Genomic DNA, 18,556 nt, shown 5'->3' on the forward strand with positions numbered 1-18,556 from the left:
GTTTTTTCTTCTTCACAGTCTAAGACAATTTATCTCATTATGGATGGGAAATAATACAGGGGGCATCTCTCTAGATGCTCTTTTTTTCGTAATAAAACCAATCACTTGTTAGGGTGATTGGTTTTTCCATTATAGAATGAGAAATAAACTGATAAAAGCACATGTAATAGAGGCAATTAAGCCGGTCAGGAGGGGCTTGAATCCTAACTGGGTGATGTCCTTTATTCTCACTTGAAGACCCACTGCTGCCATTACCATGATGATCATGAATTTTGACGAAATCTCCAAGATTGATTCAATCGCTACAGGAATTAAACCAAATGTATGGAGTAAAGACATTCCCAAAAATAAGAAAATAAACCAAGGGAATACCTTCTTGTATTGAGATTCACCTTCTTTTCTCGTTCTCAAAATAAAAGGTAAACAAAACATGACAGGAATCAAGAATAAAGTACGGGCAAGCTTTACCGTAGTTGCAACCTCTCCCGCTTCATCCCCGAAGGCATACCCCACAGCAATTGCTGAGGATGTGTCATGTACAGCGGTGCCTGCCCATATACCAAACGATAATTCTGACATATGAAGCAGGTAGCCAATGATAGGATAGGTAATAAAAGCAATTAAATTAAAGAATACAATCGTCGATAAAGCATAGGCGGTTTCATTTTCTTTCGCCCCGATAATTCCTTTCACGGCTGAAATGGCGGTTGCCCCGCAAATACTGGTACCGATTCCTATCAACAAGCTTAACCGTTTGTCGATACGAAGCCATTTGCCAATGAAATACGTCACAGTAATTCCAACGGAAACCGAAAGAAATATAACCCATAAAGCTCTCTGTCCAATATGGAGGATATCATACAGGCTCAAGCCGACACCAAGAAATACGATGGCCACTTTCAATAGTGTCTTCAGGGTGAATTGTATGCCTGGATTGAATGATGAAGGAAGCCTGGTTGCATTCTGAAGAATGACTCCAATTAAAATCGCAAATAACAAACTTCCGATAAGAGGGAAGAGAGTCCCTAAACCTTTAGATAATAAACTGATTAAAACAATGATGAAGATGCCCAAAGCTTCTGTTGGAAGGAAGGAATCTTTTTGTATGTCATGATGCAATGTCCTATAACTCCTTTGTGAAAATCAACTATCACTAAGTATAGTACAACCTATTATAGACGTGAACTCTAAAGCACTATCGTTTTATTGTATGTTAAAATAAAAAAGATATTGAAACTTTAGCTGTGAAAGGATTTTTTACATGAAAAAGATTTTAGTCCTGGCAGAAAAGCCATCTGTCGGTAGAGATATTGCCAGAGTACTTCAGTGCACGAAAAAAGGAAATGGATTCCTGGAAGGAAACGAATATATTGTTACTTGGGCCCTGGGGCATTTAGTCACATTAGCAGAACCTGAAAGCTATGATGAACGCTATAAATCATGGAACCTTGAGGATTTACCTATGCTTCCCCCATCCCTCAATCTTGTGGTCATTAAGAAGACAGGGAAACAATTTAGTTCAGTCAAAGCACAAATGAACCGTCAGGATGTAAAAGAAATTATCATTGCCACTGATGCCGGCCGGGAAGGGGAGCTCGTTGCCCGCTGGATCATTGAAAAAGCCCGGGTAAACAAACCGTTAAAAAGATTATGGATATCCTCTGTGACCGACAAAGCAATCAAAGACGGCTTCAACAATCTGAAAGATGCAACTAAATACGAAAACCTATATGCAGCTGCCCAAGCAAGATCTGAAGCTGATTGGTATGTGGGAATGAATGCAACCAGGGCTCTGACTACCAAGCACAACGCACAATTATCTTGTGGACGTGTGCAAACTCCAACACTAAGCATCATTGCTCAGAGGGAAGAAGAAATCAAGAACTTTAAACCACAACCCTATTATGGCATACAGGCCACAACAGAACGTGGTACGTTTAATTGGTCAAACCCTAAAAATAACGATACGAAAACATTCTCTAAACAAGAAATCACGGACGTCATGAAAAAATTGAAAGACCATAAGGAAATCACTATTCATTCAGTGAAAAAATCACTAAAGAAAAATTACGCTCCTTCTTTATACGATTTAACTGAACTCCAAAGAGATGCCCATAAGGCCTTTGGTTTCTCTGCTAAAGAAACGCTTTCCATTATGCAGAAATTATACGAGCAGCATAAATTAGTAACCTATCCAAGAACAGATAGTAGACATCTATCAAGCGATATGGTCTCTACATTAAAGGACCGATTGAAAGCAGTCAGCGTTCAACCTTATCGCAAGATGGCTCACAATGCGTTGCAGGGCTCTATTCAGCTGTCAAAAACATATGTAGACGACCAAAAAGTGACGGATCACCATGCCATTATCCCGACAGAGGAGACACCTTTCCTCCAACGTTTACAAGACCGTGAAAGAAAGGTCTATGATTTAATCGTGAAACGATTTTTAGCCGTATTCTACCCTCCATATCTGTATGAACAAACGACTGTAGTAGCCTCGATTGGTGCTGAAACCTTTCAGACAAAAGGAAAACGGATTGTAGAAATCGGCTGGAAAGAAGTATATGATTTTAATTCAGAAAAAGATCAATTGCTATCAAAAATGGAGGAAGGGGATACGTATTCGGTTCTTGCAATGAAAGAAGCAGAAGGACAAACAAATCCTCCAAGCCGTTTTAATGAAGGAACACTTCTATCCGCTATGGAAAACCCTAAAAAGTTCATGAAAGAAAGCAACAAAGATCTTCTCGATACCATACATGAAGCGGGTGGACTGGGGACAGTTGCGACCAGGGCAGATATCATTGAAAAGCTTTTTAACTCTGGTGTGATTGAGCCGAAAGGAAAAGAAATCCTTATTACATCTAAAGGAAAGCAGTTATTGGAGTTGGCACCTCTTGAACTGCAATCCCCGACACTTACAGCGGAGTGGGAGCAAAAACTTGAGAAAATCGCAAACGGTTCCCTCAATAAACAGGAATTTTTAAAAGAAATCAAAGACTACACGAAGAAATCAGTAAGTGAAATCAAGAATTCCACTAAGAAATTCTCCCATGATAATCTAACAGGTACGAAATGTCCAGATTGTGGAAATCTGATGCTGGAGATTAAAAACAAGCATGGAAAGAAACTGGTTTGTCAAGATCGCGAATGCGGTCATCGGAAAAATATCAGTAAAAAGACGAATGCCCGCTGCCCCAACTGCCATAAACGCTTGGATTTAAGAGGGGAAGGAGAAGGGCAAATGTTCACCTGTGTTTGTGGACATAGAGAAAAACTATCAACGTTCAATGATCGTAGGAAAAAGGAAAAGAACAGCAAAGCTACCAAAAGGGATGTAAATAAGTATTTGAAAACACAACAGAAGGAAGAGCCTGTCAATACCGCATTAGCAGATGCTTTAGCTAAATTAAAACTGGATCAGTAATTTTATAGGGAAGACTCCCTATTTTGGGAGTCTTCCCTATCTTTTTCCGGTTTGAATTGGTAGAATATTTGTAATTATGAAAAAACGAGGTGGAAGAGATGACAACCTTTACAATTGAAGAATTTTTCAAAGCAATTGAAACCGGTGATAAAGTGACAGTGGAACAGTCTTTGAGAAATGACACAAACCTTTGTAATGCAGATAATGAAAATGGATTAACGGCTTTGGGAGTGGCTGCACATTATGGACATATGGAAATTGTCGAGCTTCTGTTGAATTTTGGTGCGGATATTAATTCCATATCGAATTCGAAAGTTTCCTACATACCTTCCAACACAGCTTTGCATGCAGGAATAGCTGGAAAAGCCTCTAAAGAACTGGTAGAATATTTACTAAAGCAAGGAGCGAATGTAAATCAAGCCGATTCATCTGGTCACACACCTTTACATATTGCTGCTTTCGACGGAAGTGAAGAAATCGTATCCCTATTACTGGCTCACGGAGACGGGCAAGAGATACAGTCAGGAAATGATCGTACTCCATTGGAAATTGCCAAGGAAAGGAATAATAAAGAATTTCTAAAGGCTCATGAAGAATTTACAAAGGGAAAAATACAGTAGCTTCCAGTATGTTTCACGCACCTCTTATAAGGGGTGTTTTTTATTTTTGCGCTTTTCAAAAAGGGTCTTTTCTAATCATTCAATATGTATTATGGTATAAAATTTTTTTGAAATAATGTAATCCCTTACATTATTGGTTTAACAACCTTAAGTGTAAAGGGTATATTTTGTTTTATTCTAAAAAAATAATATTTTTAGAAAATTCTGTTGTTTTTTGTCGTTTATCGTATTAGAATAAACGATAAATTCATTTACTGAAGGGAGGACATCGTGATGCTAACATTTCTTGCATCCATCTGTATTCTAGTAGTAGGTTATTTCATTTATTCAAAGGTGGTAGAAAAGATTTTCGGTGTTGATGATTCCAATGTGACGCCTGCATACAAAAAGAAAGATGGCTTAGATTATATGCCCATGAGCTGGTGGAAAGCGAGCCTGGTTCAATTGTTAAACATTGCGGGGTTAGGTCCGATCTTCGGGGCGATTTTAGGAGCTTTATATGGACCTGTAGCATTTATATGGATCGTGATCGGCACTCTATTTGCTGGAGCAGTTCATGATTACTTTTCAGGAATGTTATCACTTAGGCATAATGGGGCACAGTTTCCTTCTATCGTAGGAAAATATTTAGGAAAGCCCGTGCAATCCGTTATGAACATTTTATCCATTGTGTTGATGGTTCTCGTAGCCGCTGCTTTTACGTCGGGACCTGCACAATTAATGGCTGAGGTAACACCTCTGAATTTTATGACGTCTCTTATCCTTATTTTTACATACTTTCTAATTGCGACTATCTTACCGATCAATAAGATTATTGGAAAGGTTTATCCGTTCTTTGGAGCAATCCTTATCTTTATGGCAGTGGCGATCGGAATTGGCTTGTTCTTCTTTGAGCATCCAGTCCCAAATCTAACATTTGAAAATTTACATCCAAATGAACTGCCTCTATGGCCTTTACTGATGGTTACTGTATCTTGTGGAGCAATCTCTGGATTCCATTCCACTCAAAGTCCCATCTTAGCCAGAACCTTAAAAAGAGAAAGTGAAGGTCGGAAAGTATTCTATGGAGCGATGGTAGCTGAAGGGATCATCGCCTTGATCTGGGCTGCAGCAGGTATGGCATTCTTCAATGGAACGGCGGGGCTTCAAGAAGCGTTGGCCGCAGGCGGACCTGCTGGAGTGGTAAATGAGATCAGCAAAACGACGTTAGGAACTTTAGGTGGAATACTGGCTGTCCTTGGTGTAATCATCCTTCCAATTACAACAGGCGATACCGCTTTAAGATCCTCTAGAATGATGCTTGCGGATTTACTGAAAGATCTGCGGAAGAAAGATGTAGAAGGGAAATGGTTGCCGGTCTTGTTGGTCATTCCTGTGGCAATCCCGACGTTTTTACTTACTCAAATCGACTATACCTTCCTGTGGAGATATGTAGGCTGGTCCAACCAGGTAGTAGCAACCGTCATGTTGTGGACCGCTGCCATTTATTTATTACAGCAGGCAAGGTTCCACTGGATTTGCAGCATCCCTGCATTATTTATGACAGGAGTTGTGAGTTCATATATCTTTTACGCTCCAGAAGGTTTTGGTCTGCCCTATTCAACAGCGATGGTAATCGGCTCAGTCATTTGGTTGGCTGTCTTGATTTGGTTTGTGGGACAAGTAGTAAAATACAAACCTCGCCGACAAAAATTACTAGAGATGAACTCAGTAAATTCATAACGATTATCGACAAAAACAGCCTTTTCAGTAGAGAAGGCTGTTTTTTATTTGGAAATTTCAAATGCAGTTGCATAGACTCTCGGGAATAAGATTGAATGAATCAAAAGGGAAGGCGGATGTTTTTGTCGAATGAAAACTGAATTTTTAAAAGATTATAACAAATTATTCTACAAATTTCGTAAAATAAGTATGCTACCTTAAGAGAAACGGACAACAGCATCAATCTGTTTTAAGAATGTACATAGTGACAAATAATACAGGAAGTTAGTGTTACAGAATGTATAGTGCATTCTGAAAATGTACGAGTTAAAATAAAGTGAAAATATTTAAAATTCAGACTTTAATTTCAGCCAGTGAAATCTAGTAAGTGTGAAACAATGGAGCAAAAAACAATGAAAGCGCTTACTATTTTATAAAATCTAATTGTGTAGGGGGTATTGAAGTGTCAGACTTGGTGAAAATTGGACTTATTCAAGCTTCTCATGATGTCGATGGAAGTGAAGGGGTAGACGTCCATAAAGAGCAAGCGATCAAAAAACATGTGGAACTGGTCCGTGACGCGGCAAAAAAGGGAGCTCAAATCATTTGTTTACAAGAAATCTTCTATGGTCCTTACTTTTGCTCCGAACAAAATCCAAAATGGTATGACTCTGCTGAAGAAATACCAAATGGACCCACAACAAAACAGTTTCAGGCGTTAGCCAAAGAGCTGAGTGTCGTCATCGTTCTACCAATCTATGAGAGAGAAGGAATAGCTACTTACTATAATACGGCAGCGGTCATCGATGCAGATGGATCCTATCTCGGAAAATATAGAAAGCAGCATATTCCACATGTTGGGGTTGGAGAGGAAGGTTACGGATTCTGGGAGAAATATTACTTTAAACCCGGCAACCTTGGATATCCGGTATTCGATACTGCTTATGCAAAGGTAGGAGTGTATATTTGCTATGACCGTCACTTCCCGGAAGGTGCCCGCTTATTAGGTTTAAAAGGGGCGGAAATTGTGTTCAATCCATCTGCAACCGTGGCTGGTTTATCTGAATACTTATGGAAGCTTGAGCAGCCAGCCCATGCGGTGGCAAACGGCTACTACTTAGGAGCTATTAATCGTGTTGGTTTTGAGGGTCCTTGGAATATGGGTGAATTTTACGGACAGTCCTATTTGGTAGATCCGAGAGGCAGCTTTGTTTCCATTGGGAGCAGAGATAGTGATGAGGTCATTATTGGTGAAATGAATAAGAAGCTATTACGTGAAGTTCGGGATACATGGCAGTTCTATCGGGATCGAAGGCCTGAAACTTATAACGATATGACGGCTTTACTTCCTTAATAAATTGAGGCTGACGGTGGACCATCATTGTCAGCCATGGTGTGTTTAATAGTTTATGGAAAATAATAGGAAATGGATAGGGGGAAGTCAGTTTGTCTAACACACTTTCGTTACTCAATCTTGAGAAGAATTTTCTCGAAGCCCATGAGGGATTGACCAAGAGGGAAGCAGTGGAGGAAGCGAATCGATGTTTGTATTGTTATGATGCTCCGTGCATAACGGCTTGTCCCACAAGCATTGATATACCTTCATTTATTAAAAAGATTGCATCCGGGAACTTGAAAGGATCGGCAAAAACAATCATGTCTGCAAATCCTGTGGGTGCGAGCTGCTCACGTGTCTGTCCTACAGAAGAGCTGTGTGAAGGTGCCTGTGTACTGAATCATTCTACTAAGCCAATCATGATTGGAGACCTGCAGCGATATGCAACAGATTGGGCAAGACATAACGACACTGTGCTATTTGAAGCAGGTGCGCCAAACGGGATCAGAGTAGGGATTATCGGAGGGGGGCCGGCCGGCCTATCTGCGGCAAGGGAACTCGCACGCTTCGGTTATGAAGTGACCATATATGAAGCGGAAAAAGAAGCAGGGGGCTTGAATACTTATGGGATTGTATCTTTCCGCCTTCCCCAGAGCGTATCCTTCTGGGAAGTGGAGCAGGTAAAGAAATTGAATGTCGATATTCGAACCAACGTGAAAGTAGGTCAAGACATATCTGCAGATGAAATCATACAGAATCATGATTTTGTCATCCTGGCAGCAGGTATGTCTCATGTTCCTGATTTAAGAATCGAAGGAGAAGATTTAAAAGGGGTTCATGACGCCATTGAATTTGTTAAGGCAACGAAAAGTGGCAAGCTGACGAAAGACTATGTAGGCAAGAAAGTGGTGGTGATAGGGGCGGGAAATACAGCCATCGATGGAGCTACCTGTTCTGTCCGCTTAGGGGCAGGAAATGTGAAAATCTTGTACCGACGAACACAAGAAGAAATGACGGCCTATGATTTTGAATACGAATTTGCAAAGCAGGATGGAGTAGAATTCCGGTGGCTTACGGCACCTCAGCGAATTATAGGAAATGAAGAGGGTAAAGTAACGGGAATCGAATGCATCAAGATGGAGTTGGGAGAGCCTGATGAGGATGGAAGAAGACGTCCGGTTCCTGTCAAAGGCTCACAGTTTGTGCTTCCGGTGGACGCAGTCATTAAGGCGATTGGCCAAACTCGTCATCTATCGCTTATTGAACAATTCGGACTGGAGCATTCAGGCGGTGTTGTACAGGTAAATCGAGACACCTTCCAAACTTCCGATCCAAAGATTTTCGCTTGTGGAGACGTTGTCTTTGGTAAGGGAGTAGGAGAGGCGATGGTCGTTACGGCAGCAGAGCAAGGCAAACTTGCCGCTTATCACATACATGCACAATTGGCTAAGGTCCAAGTGAATTAAGATTGTCCCAGGGGGGGAAACTCATGGCAAATTTAAGCATTGATTTAGCAGGAATAAAATCACCTAATCCTTTTTGGTTAGCGTCCGCGCCACCAACGAATTCAGGTTACCAGGTCCAGAGAGCATTCGAAGCAGGTTGGGGCGGAGCGGTATGGAAGACTCTGGGGGAGCCCATTATAAACGTTTCCTCAAGGTTCGCAGCGGTAAGCTTTAACGGTCAAAGGGTAGCCGGATTTAATAATATAGAACTTATTACAGATCGTCCATTAGAAGTGAATCTGAAGGAGATATACGAAACGAAAAAACGATTTCCTAATCATGCCATCATTGCTTCTTTAATGGTAGAGCCCAAACAGGAAAAGTGGCATGAAATTGTAAAGAAGGTTGAAGATGTCGGTGTTGATGGCCTTGAGCTTAATTTCGGATGTCCACACGGAATGGCTGAACGTGGAATGGGATCTGCGTCCGGTCAGGTACCTGAACTAGTGGAGAAACAAACCCATTGGGCGAAGGAGGTGGCCAGGACACCTGTAATAGTAAAACTTACACCAAACATTACAGATATTACCGTCACAGCTGAAGCGGCTGTCCGGGGTGGAGCGGATGCAGTAAGTATGATCAATACAATCAACAGTTTAGCAGGTGTTGATTTGGATTCCTGGAATACCATTCCTCATGTAGCCGGAAAAGGTGCTCATGGAGGTTATTGTGGACCTGCAGTTAAGCCAATTTCATTGAATATGGTTGCCGAATGTGCCAGAAATCCACGTATCAACGTTCCTATCTCAGGAATGGGAGGAGTATCCAATTGGCAGGATGCCGTCGAATTTATGCTTATGGGAGCATCCGGAGTTCAGGTCTGCACTGCTGCTATGCATCACGGTTTTAGAATTGTCGAGGATATGCTTGATGGCTTAAATAATTATTTAGATGAAAAAGGGATTTCTTCAGTCCAGGACATCGTAGGGAAATCAGTACCTAAATTTTCTGATTGGGGAAATCTTGATCTTAATTATAGTGTTGTGGCAAAAATCAATACAGATGTTTGTATTAACTGTAATAAGTGTCATATTGCCTGTGAAGATACGTCTCATCAATGCATTGACATGCTGAAGGACCCCAATGGAAACAGCTATCTAAAAGTACGGGAAGAAGATTGTGTCGGGTGTAATTTATGTTCGATTGTATGTCCGGTTGATGGGGCTATTGACATGATAGAGGTTCCAAGTGGCCATATGCCAATGACATGGAATGAACGTCAATCGGTAGTGGGGAATCTATCCGGCGCAAAAGTAAATGCGGCGAAATTTTAGGAGGTACGGAAATGAATAAAATTATTCAAAATGGAACCATTGTTACCGCAACAGACACATATAAAGCGGATGTACTTATACAAAATGGGAAGATCACAGCCATAGGTAAAGGGTTTGATACCAGCAATGCAGAAGTAATTGACGCCAAAGGAAAATACATTTTCCCTGGAGGGATCGATCCCCATACTCATCTGGAAATGCCCTTCGGGGGAACGGTTTCAAAGGATGATTTCGAGAGTGGAACTATCGCAGCAGCATTTGGGGGAACGACGACACTCATTGATTTCTGCCTGACTAATAAGGGGGAACCACTTCAAAGTGCAATTGATACATGGCATGCGAAGTCTAAAGATAAAGCAGTCATCGATTATAGTTTCCATTTAATGATCGGGGAAATCAATCAAGATGTTCTATCACAGCTTCCTGAGGTGATGGATAAAGAGGGGATTACATCATTCAAAGTATTTATGGCATATAAAAATGTATTCCAGGCAGACGATGAAACGCTTTTTAGAACCTTGATAGCCGCGAAGGAATTAGGGGCGCTCGTAATGGTACATGCCGAGAATGGCGACGTTATTGAGTATTTAACAGAAAAGGCTTTGGAGGAAGGGAAAACGGAACCAATTTATCACGCATTGACTAGACCTCCTGAACTGGAGGGGGAAGCGACTGGCCGGGCGGCTAAACTAACCGGATTGGCAGATTCCCAATTATATGTTGTGCATGTTTCTTGCTCTGATGCCGTTGAACAGATTTCAGCAGCAAGAAGTAAAGGATTGAATGTTTGGGGAGAAACATGTCCTCAGTACCTTGTGCTCGATCAAACCTATTTAGAACGTCCGAATTTTGAGGGAGCTAAATACGTCTGGTCGCCGCCCCTTCGTGAGAAGTGGCATCAAGATGTTCTCTGGAATGCCTTGAAAAGTGGTCAACTTCAAACCTTGGGGTCTGATCAATGCTCATTTGATTTCAGGGGGCAAAAGGACCTTGGGAAAGGTGATTTCACTAAAATCCCGAATGGCGGACCGATTATTGAGGACCGTGTATCCATATTATTCTCAGAAGGAGTTGAGAAAGGGCGTATCAGCTTAAACCAGTTTGTTGATATCATGTCTACGCGTAGCGCAAAGCTGTTTGGTCTTTATCCTCAGAAAGGAACCATTGCAGTAGGTTCTGATGCTGATGTAGTCATTTTCGATCCAAATGCTGAGAGAGTGATAAGCGCTGAAACTCATCATATGGCAGCAGATTATAACCCCTTTGAAGGCATGAAGATAAAAGGTGAACCTGTTTCGGTATTATCCAGAGGTGAATATGTCATTAAAGACAAACAGTTCGTCGGTAAGCTGGGAACCGGAAAGTATATTAAGAGAGCAAAATACGGTAAGCTTCTTTCAAGTGAAGAGAGTGAAGCATTTCAATCCTCTAATTCTTAAAAACTTTAGAAAATAATGCATCTTAACTGTAGAACAACTCCTGCCCGAGGAGGAGAGACTGTCTTCCTCCGGCCTCTCTTGTCAAAGATTTGGTTTTGCCACATCCGATGCAAACAAATAAGGGGTGTTCAAGATGAAAAGAAGTTATTTAAAGTCTCCTGATTTATTACCGATTAAAGAGAGCGAAAGAAAAATCACCAAGCTTGGCTATTCATTTATGTGGGTTGGAATGGTTGTAGTCCTTGCAACCTTCGCCATTGGGGGAGCCGGGGTCGTATCCCTACCCCTGCCTCTTGTTGTGCTTGCCACCATTATTGGGTCTCTTGCGATCGGTCTGTTTATTACATTGACCGGAGATATCGGGATTGAGCATGGGGTATCATTTCCGGTTTATATGAGGGCACCTTTTGGAACGCTGGGAACCCATATTCCCTCTGTAGTTCGTGGTCTGGCTGCATCAATGTGGTTTGGAATAAACACTTACTTTGGTGCAACAGCGATGAATGGTATTTTAAATATTTTATTTGCTTTTGATAATTGGTTTGTGTGTTTCTTGATTTTTGCTGTCCTTCAATTAGTAAATACTGCACTTGGAATCAAAGCTGTGGAAAGATTCGCAGACCTTGCTGCACCGGTCATCATTCTAATTTCTGTATGGATGTATTCTTCCCTATCCGATTCAGCCGCTTCTCAAGGAAGAGACATTTGGAGCTGGGTTGAAAGTCCGGTAACAGGTGCTGCCACGTTTACGGCTTTTCTCGTAGTCATCTTTAGTAATATGGGATTTTGGGCCACATTATCTGCGGATATTCCTTCCATTTCCAGATTCATGAAAGCTCCAAAAAATGAGCGGAATTGGTTTAAGAGGAACAAAAGTTCGTTAATTGGGAACCTTGTAGCTCTCCCTATCACTCAATCATTTATGGTGTTAATTGGTGGTATTTCATATATTGCCGTATTAAATTATGATCCCGTAGTAGCCCTTCAGGAAGCAGCGAGTGGGTTCGTTTTAGGTGTACTCCTACTGATGATTGTCCTGGCTCAATGGTCAACTAATATTGCTGCGAATATCGTTCCGGCTGCAACAATATTCTCTAATGTCGGGGGGCCAAAATTCCCGTTCTGGGCAGGGGTCATCACTGCTGGTATTGTGGGTACGATCGTACAACCATGGAACCTTTTTGGAGTAATCATTCCAGTTCTACTTTTCGTAGGAGGCATTTTGTCAGCCATCGTAGGAATTTTGATTTCAGACTATTACTTAATCAGAAAACGAAGAGTCAATGTACCAGCATTATATGAAGACAAAGGACAATTCAAATATATGAAAGGAGTGAATCTTGCAGGGTTCTTCTCATGGATTATTGGAGGAGTTGCTTCCTATTACGTTCCAAACTTTTCATTTTTGGTCGGCTTCGGCGTTGGAGCTCTTTGTTATTATGTATTGGCTAAATTCTGGTGGTTCAAGAAATACGAGCAGGCAGAGCTGCTGGATCCCAGTGATGAGAAATATCTTGGTTTGTCTGTCGGACGTGATTGGGAAATTGAAGTGGAAGAAGAAGTTGTCATCGAAGAATCTCCAACAGGCACAAGTTTTTCTTAAAACCGCTTTTCAACAGTAATCAACACGTTGCGAAAACACAAAGTCGCAAATTTTTTAGAGTAGAGAGATCAAGAAAGGGTGTCGTCATGTCTGATTATCAAGAGTTTTTAAGTGAACGGGATAAGATTGATTTTCTCATTCAAAAAGGCTTTAAAATTGAGAAAATCACAGAGAATCTAAGTGGAGCATTTGTTCTTTTTAAACATACGGAAAACAAAAGAAGTGCCACTCTTCATGTGAAAACAGCAAATGCCAGGAAATATTTTTCAAATCTATTACTTCAAAACTAATCGATGAAAGGGGAGCCTTGGATGAGTGACATTAATGGTCCGCTTGAGGGAAAGGAACTGACACTCTTTCCTGGAAATCTGCAAACGTCTGAGGAGTTAATCGATTGGGTGTTAGGCGTCTTGTCTTCACAACATTTATCAGAAGAGGAATTAATGAAATGGTGGAGTGAAGAGATTCAGTTTGCAATTCCCCGTATAGAAGAATAGAAGAAAAATGAAGGATTGGTCCCTCCAATCCTTTTTCTCCATTTTACTTAAGGCAAACCCGAAGGAGAGATGTATGAAAAGTAATTACTATTTTTCAGTAGAAGATATTCTGGAAAGAAAATACTTTGAACATGCTAAAGTGATTGCTGGGCATAATGGTCTCAGCCGCCAGGTGAAGTGGGTCCATGTAGTCGAAGTAACATCGATAAAAAATCTTCTTAACGGAAATGAACTGATCCTTTCTACAGGAATCGCTTTACAGAAGGAAGAGACCTTTCTTTCACTCCTTCAACAGTTAATCGAGAGTGAAGCAGCAGCCATTTGCATTGAACTTGATACAAATATTTCCATGATTCCAATTTCTGTATTAAAGTATGCGGATACATTTGAATTTCCTATTATCGTGTTCGAAAGGGAAGTTCCGTTCGTTAGTATAACTCAAGATATTCACTCCGTACTGATCAATCAGCAATATGACATGATAAAAAAACTGGATTCGTATGCACAGGAGTTAAATAGAAGGCTGCTCGGCGTTAATCACTTCAGAGAGATCCTTCAGGTTTTACATAAGGAGCTTACTGTACCTGTACTATTTCAGTTGAAAGAACAAGAGGTGGAAATCTATCCACTTATGTGCTCACCTGATGAAGAGAGAATAAGAAAATGTTATCACAATCATAAAGAATCCCGTAATCACCATTTAGCCTCCTCTAAAGTTATTCTATTTGACCAGGAATACGCAGAGTTATGTATATATAGAAGCGATCATCCTTTTAGTGAATACGAGCTTCTCATATTGGACAGAACTTCAACGGCGTTAGCCCAGTATTTAATGAGAGAATTGTATTTTAACGAACAAAAACGGTTAGAAGACTCCAAATGGATTACCTGTTGGCTAAAAGGAGAACAGTCCTATGAGAAACTTTCCGCATTTTTAGCCGACTTAAAAGTACAGGTCAATGGTGGAGTCGTCTGTATTTGCCAGACGAATAGGCTGAACGAACAAGAGCCGATTGATTTTACTTTTTTTAACCTTGTCACAAGAAGTATTTTTGAACAACAGGGTTTTCGTGTGTTACCCGAAAGAGTAGGGAATGATCTCATTTTCATTCTTCTGGACACAAGGAGGACAGGAGATTGGAAATCGAGAGTCACCACTGCCTACGAAAAGATTCTTCAGTCTGATTTCTTTAAAGATTCTTCACAAACAGTATTTGCAACTGGCAAATACCAACTGGAGATGATGGAAATTCACAAGAGCTATGAAACTGCCAAAGATAGTCTTATGTTTCAATCAAAGGTGGATGCTTCAAAAGCGTATTTTTTCTTTGATGATTTGCATTTATACAGGCTGATTTCAATCGTTAACAACAATGTTAATCTGTGGGAGATGATCGAAGAGTACCTCACCCCGCTCCTGGAATATGACCGTAAACATGATGGCAGTCTATTGAAGACGTTGAAGGTTTTCCTTGCATGTCAGGGATCAAAACAGGAAACATCGAAACAACTATTTATTGTAAGGCAAACACTCTACCATCGCCTCAAAAAAATTGAAGATTTACTTGGAGATGATTTCATGACCTCTGATAAACGTGTGGCCATCGAGTTTCTCCTTGCTGCCCATGATTATCTGCAACCCCTAAGCTCTTTGAAAAAGTCGAAGATTAATTAATTGTAAAATGTTAAATCGATAAGCCAGCTTCTTTTACACATTGTCTAATGAAAGCATTACCAATATCTTTCATAATGAAACTATAAACTATACGACAGGTTCTACACCTCTTAGAAGAATAGCGATAAAAAATAAGGAGGAACTGAATATGACGATCATTAAAAAAGATGTAGCTGTATTAAAAAATTATATTGGTGGTAAATGGGTTGGTTCTCTTAGCTCACAAACATTAGAAGTCGTTAACCCTGCTACAAATGAAGAGATTGCAAGAGTACCAATATCTACTAAAGAAGACGTTGCGATGGCTGTGAAAGCAGCTAAACAAGCATCTCAAACCTGGAAGAAGACGCCTGTTCCAAAGCGTGCCCGAATTCTATATAAATACCATTCTTTACTTTCTGATAATCATGAGGAATTAGCTAAGCTCGTTGTACAGGAAAATGGTAAATCATTTAAAGAGGCTTATGGAGAAGTACAGCGGGGGCTTGAGTGTGTGGAATTCGCTTGTGGTGCACCGACTCTAATGATGGGTGAAACGCTGAGTGGTATTGCAGAGGATATAGATTCTGAAATGTTCCGTTATCCACTTGGTGTAGTGGGGGGAATCACTCCTTTTAACTTCCCGATGATGGTGCCACTTTGGATGTTCCCGCTTGCAATTGCGTGTGGAAATACTTTCGTGCTGAAACCATCTGAAAGAACCCCGATTTTAGCCAATAGGCTTGCAGAGTTATTAACAGAAGCAGGAATGCCCGATGGTGTACTAAATGTCGTGCATGGTGCACATGATGTCGTAAATGGGTTGATCGAGCATAAAGATATTGCAGCCATATCCTTTGTCGGGTCTCAGCCGGTGGCTAAATATGTGTACCAACAGGCTGCCTCTCATGGAAAAAGGGTGCAGGCCTTATCCGGGGCGAAGAATCATCATGTAGTCATGCCTGATGCAGATATGAATAAAGCAGCTGAGCATATTATCAGTTCAGCGTTTGGCAGTGCGGGCCAGCGATGTATGGCGTGCAGTGCCGTAGTGGTTGTAGGGGATAATGAACCGTTCGTTAAAGCTTTAAGTAAAAAAGCAGATGAATTATGTATTGGTAATGGGATGGACGATGAAGTGCTTCTCACTCCCGTCATTCGAAAAGAACATCGAGAGAAGACACTGGGTTATATTGACAAAGGACTGCAGGAAGGTGCATCCCTCATACGAGATGGGCGTAAAGAAATGGATGACTTCAAGGAAGGAAACTTTTTGGGTGCAACGATCTTTGACCATGTTTCACCGGATATGACCATTGCAAAAGAAGAAATGTTTGCCCCTATCCTCAGTTTACTGAGAGCCAGGGATTTGGATGAGGGACTTGATTACATTCGTCAATCAAGATACGGAAATGGTGCCACAATTTATACCAAAGATGCAAAGGCTGTCAGACAGTTCAGAGAAGAAGCAGATGCCGGAATGCTGGGAATTAATGTAGGTGTTCCTGCAACAATGGCGTTCTTTCCTTTTTCAGGGTGGAAGGATTCTTTCTATGGGGATATGCATGTAAACGGTAAAGACGGAGTAAATTTCTATACTAAGAAGAAAATGATCACTTCTCGATTTGATTTTTAATCAGAGTTAGGGGGAACTTTCATGGTGAAAGCAGGTCAATCTCAAGATGTATGGTTAAAGAATGATGAAAAGCTCATTTGGCATTCGATGAAACCATACAATCCTGATGGAACAATGGTCGTTACAGAGTCCAGCGGATCCTGGGTCACAGATAAGGATGGTCAAAGATTTTTGGATGGCATGGCAGGGCTTTGGTGTGTAAATGTAGGATACGGTCGACAGGAATTAGCAGATGCTGCCTATGAGCAGCTTAAGAAAATGGCTTATTTCCCACTAACACAAAGTCATCAGCCGGCTATTGAGCTTGCGGAGAAATTAAATCAATTACTTGGTGACGATTATGTCATTTTCTTTTCCAACAGTGGATCAGAAGCCAATGAAACCGCCTTTAAGATTGCCAGGCAGTATCACCAGCAAAAAGGGGAACACGGACGGTATAAGATTTTCTCCAGGTATAGAGGATATCACGGAAATTCAATGGGTGCCCTTGCCGCGACAGGTCAAGCTCAGCGTAAATATAAGTATGAACCGCTGGCACCGGGATTTATCCATATTGCCCCCCCTGATGCTTATCGCGACGAAGCACTTGGGAAGGGTCCACATGAACTTCCTGGAGTAAAGGCGATCGATCAAGCCATGACCTGGGAATTAAGTGAAACTGTGGCTGCGTTAATCATGGAACCGATCATCACCGGCGGGGGGATACTCGTTCCACAAGATGAATACATGAAAGCGGCGAAAGAAGTTTGTGAGAAGCATGGTGCACTTATGATTGTCGATGAAGTGATATGCGGGTTTGGACGTACAGGAAAGCCTTTTGGATTCATGAATTATGATGTGAAACCAGATATCATTACGATGGCTAAGGGGATTACAAGTGCGTATCTCCCACTTTCTGCAACAGCCGTGAAGCGTGAGATATATGAAGCATTTAAAGGATCTGAGGAGTATGATTACTTCCGTCATATTAATACATTCGGTGGAAACCCCGCAGCATGTGCTCTAGCCTTGAAAAACATTGAAATTATGGAGCGGGAGAAGCTGTTCGAACGTTCCGCTGATCTTGGTGAAAAAGCATTAAACACGTTGAAAAATCATTTGCAAGATCATCAATATGTTGGAAATGTGAGAGGGAAAGGTCTGCTAATTGGAATTGAAATGGTAAGCAATAAGGATACAAAAGAACCTTTGGATGTCTCTATGGTCAATGGAGTGATTGGCTACTGTAAGCAAAAAGGGGTAATCATCGGGAAAAATGGTGCAACGGTTGCCGGTTACAATAATGTGCTAACATTATCACCTCCATTAAACATTGAGGAAGAAGATTTGGATCTGTTATTATCAACCGTTATGGATGGAATCCGACAGCTTAAATAATTCCAGGGAAACATCTGCTCTGCAGGTGTTTCCTTTTTTCTTATATATTGAAATTTATGGTAAAATGAACGGGTAAGATTCAAAGGGGAGATGATACATAATGAGCATCATTTTTAAAGGTATTGACCATATTCAGTTTGCTGCTCCTAATGGCTGCGAAGGGGAAGCTAGAAAGTTCTTTGGTGAAATTCTTGGTCTGAAAGAAATACCGAAACCTGAAAACCTTCAAGGGAGAGGCGGTTGTTGGTTCCAATATGGACCTCAAGAAATTCATGTGGGGGTACAAAATGATTTTGTACCAGCGACAAAAGCGCACCCTGGTTTACTTGTTACAGATTTAGCTGCACTTAGGCATAACCTGATGGAGAAAGGCATTAAGATAAAAGAAGATACACCGATAAACGGTAGAGATCGCTTTTTCGTCTCTGATCCATTTGGAAATCGAATTGAATTTTTAGAATACAGATAACAAGGAATGCACCTC

15 protein-coding genes are annotated in these 18,556 nt (G+C 41.1%); 14 read left to right on the forward strand and 1 reads right to left on the reverse strand.

The annotated features are described in order from the left end of the window. Positions 1-129: 129 nt before the first annotated feature. Positions 130-1,119, reverse strand: coding sequence for a YeiH family protein (locus tag ACCB35_RS09820; RefSeq protein WP_374056697.1), 990 nt, complete (start codon positions 1,117-1,119; stop codon positions 130-132). Between the two features lie 142 nt (positions 1,120-1,261). Here ACCB35_RS09820 and ACCB35_RS09825 point away from each other — a divergent pair, with 142 nt between their 5' ends. The 14 genes from ACCB35_RS09825 to ACCB35_RS09890 all read left to right on the forward strand — a co-directional run bounded on the left by ACCB35_RS09825 (position 1,262) and on the right by ACCB35_RS09890 (position 18,541). Beyond that, entirely contained in the window at positions 1,262-3,430 is a 2,169-nt protein-coding gene (locus ACCB35_RS09825; protein ID WP_374056698.1) for a DNA topoisomerase III, read from the forward strand. Between the two features lie 98 nt (positions 3,431-3,528). After that, positions 3,529-4,050: an ankyrin repeat domain-containing protein gene (locus ACCB35_RS09830; RefSeq protein ID WP_374056699.1), complete on the forward strand. Its 522-nt coding sequence runs from the start codon at positions 3,529-3,531 to the stop codon at positions 4,048-4,050. 273 nt (positions 4,051-4,323) lie between these two features. Next, positions 4,324-5,772, forward strand: a complete 1,449-nt coding sequence (locus ACCB35_RS09835) for a carbon starvation protein A (RefSeq protein ID WP_374056700.1) — start codon at positions 4,324-4,326, stop codon at positions 5,770-5,772. Between the two features lie 442 nt (positions 5,773-6,214). Next, positions 6,215-7,105: a nitrilase-related carbon-nitrogen hydrolase gene (locus ACCB35_RS09840; RefSeq protein WP_044337317.1), complete on the forward strand. Its 891-nt coding sequence runs from the start codon at positions 6,215-6,217 to the stop codon at positions 7,103-7,105. A 92-nt stretch (positions 7,106-7,197) separates the two neighbouring features. Then, positions 7,198-8,553, forward strand: a complete 1,356-nt coding sequence (locus ACCB35_RS09845; RefSeq protein WP_374056701.1) for an NAD(P)-dependent oxidoreductase — start codon at positions 7,198-7,200, stop codon at positions 8,551-8,553. Positions 8,554-8,576: 23 nt separating this feature from the next. Continuing rightward, positions 8,577-9,866 carry an NAD-dependent dihydropyrimidine dehydrogenase subunit PreA gene (gene preA / locus ACCB35_RS09850; RefSeq protein WP_374056702.1) on the forward strand — a complete coding sequence of 430 codons (1,290 nt, stop codon included), beginning with the start codon at positions 8,577-8,579 and terminating at the stop codon, positions 9,864-9,866. An 11-nt stretch (positions 9,867-9,877) separates the two neighbouring features. Further along, the gene (gene hydA / locus ACCB35_RS09855; RefSeq protein WP_374056703.1) at positions 9,878-11,305 is read left to right on the forward strand and encodes a dihydropyrimidinase; all 1,428 of its coding nucleotides are present in this window, start codon (positions 9,878-9,880) and stop codon (positions 11,303-11,305) included. A 133-nt stretch (positions 11,306-11,438) separates the two neighbouring features. After that, a complete protein-coding gene (locus ACCB35_RS09860) occupies positions 11,439-12,908 on the forward strand; it encodes an NCS1 family transporter (protein ID WP_044337313.1) in 1,470 nt (489 codons plus the stop codon). Between the two features lie 86 nt (positions 12,909-12,994). Beyond that, positions 12,995-13,198, forward strand: coding sequence for a hypothetical protein (locus ACCB35_RS09865; protein WP_113968125.1), 204 nt, complete (start codon positions 12,995-12,997; stop codon positions 13,196-13,198). Positions 13,199-13,219: 21 nt separating this feature from the next. Then, complete coding sequence (locus tag ACCB35_RS09870) at positions 13,220-13,405, forward strand: hypothetical protein (protein ID WP_374056704.1); 186 nt, start codon at positions 13,220-13,222, stop codon at positions 13,403-13,405. 73 nt (positions 13,406-13,478) lie between these two features. Further along, positions 13,479-15,080, forward strand: a complete 1,602-nt coding sequence (locus ACCB35_RS09875) for a PucR family transcriptional regulator (RefSeq protein WP_374056705.1) — start codon at positions 13,479-13,481, stop codon at positions 15,078-15,080. A gap of 148 nt (positions 15,081-15,228) precedes the next feature. Further along, positions 15,229-16,695: a CoA-acylating methylmalonate-semialdehyde dehydrogenase gene (locus tag ACCB35_RS09880; protein WP_374056706.1), complete on the forward strand. Its 1,467-nt coding sequence runs from the start codon at positions 15,229-15,231 to the stop codon at positions 16,693-16,695. A 21-nt stretch (positions 16,696-16,716) separates the two neighbouring features. Next, positions 16,717-18,072 (forward strand): aspartate aminotransferase family protein, encoded by a 1,356-nt coding sequence (locus ACCB35_RS09885; RefSeq protein ID WP_374056707.1) that lies wholly within the window; start codon positions 16,717-16,719, stop codon positions 18,070-18,072. Between the two features lie 100 nt (positions 18,073-18,172). After that, the gene (locus ACCB35_RS09890) at positions 18,173-18,541 is read left to right on the forward strand and encodes a VOC family protein (protein WP_374056708.1); all 369 of its coding nucleotides are present in this window, start codon (positions 18,173-18,175) and stop codon (positions 18,539-18,541) included. Positions 18,542-18,556: the final 15 nt, after the last annotated feature.

Source organism: Rossellomorea sp. FM04394, assembly GCF_041889765.1.
Classification (GTDB): Bacteria; Bacillota; Bacilli; order Bacillales; family Bacillaceae_B; genus Rossellomorea; species Rossellomorea aquimaris_B.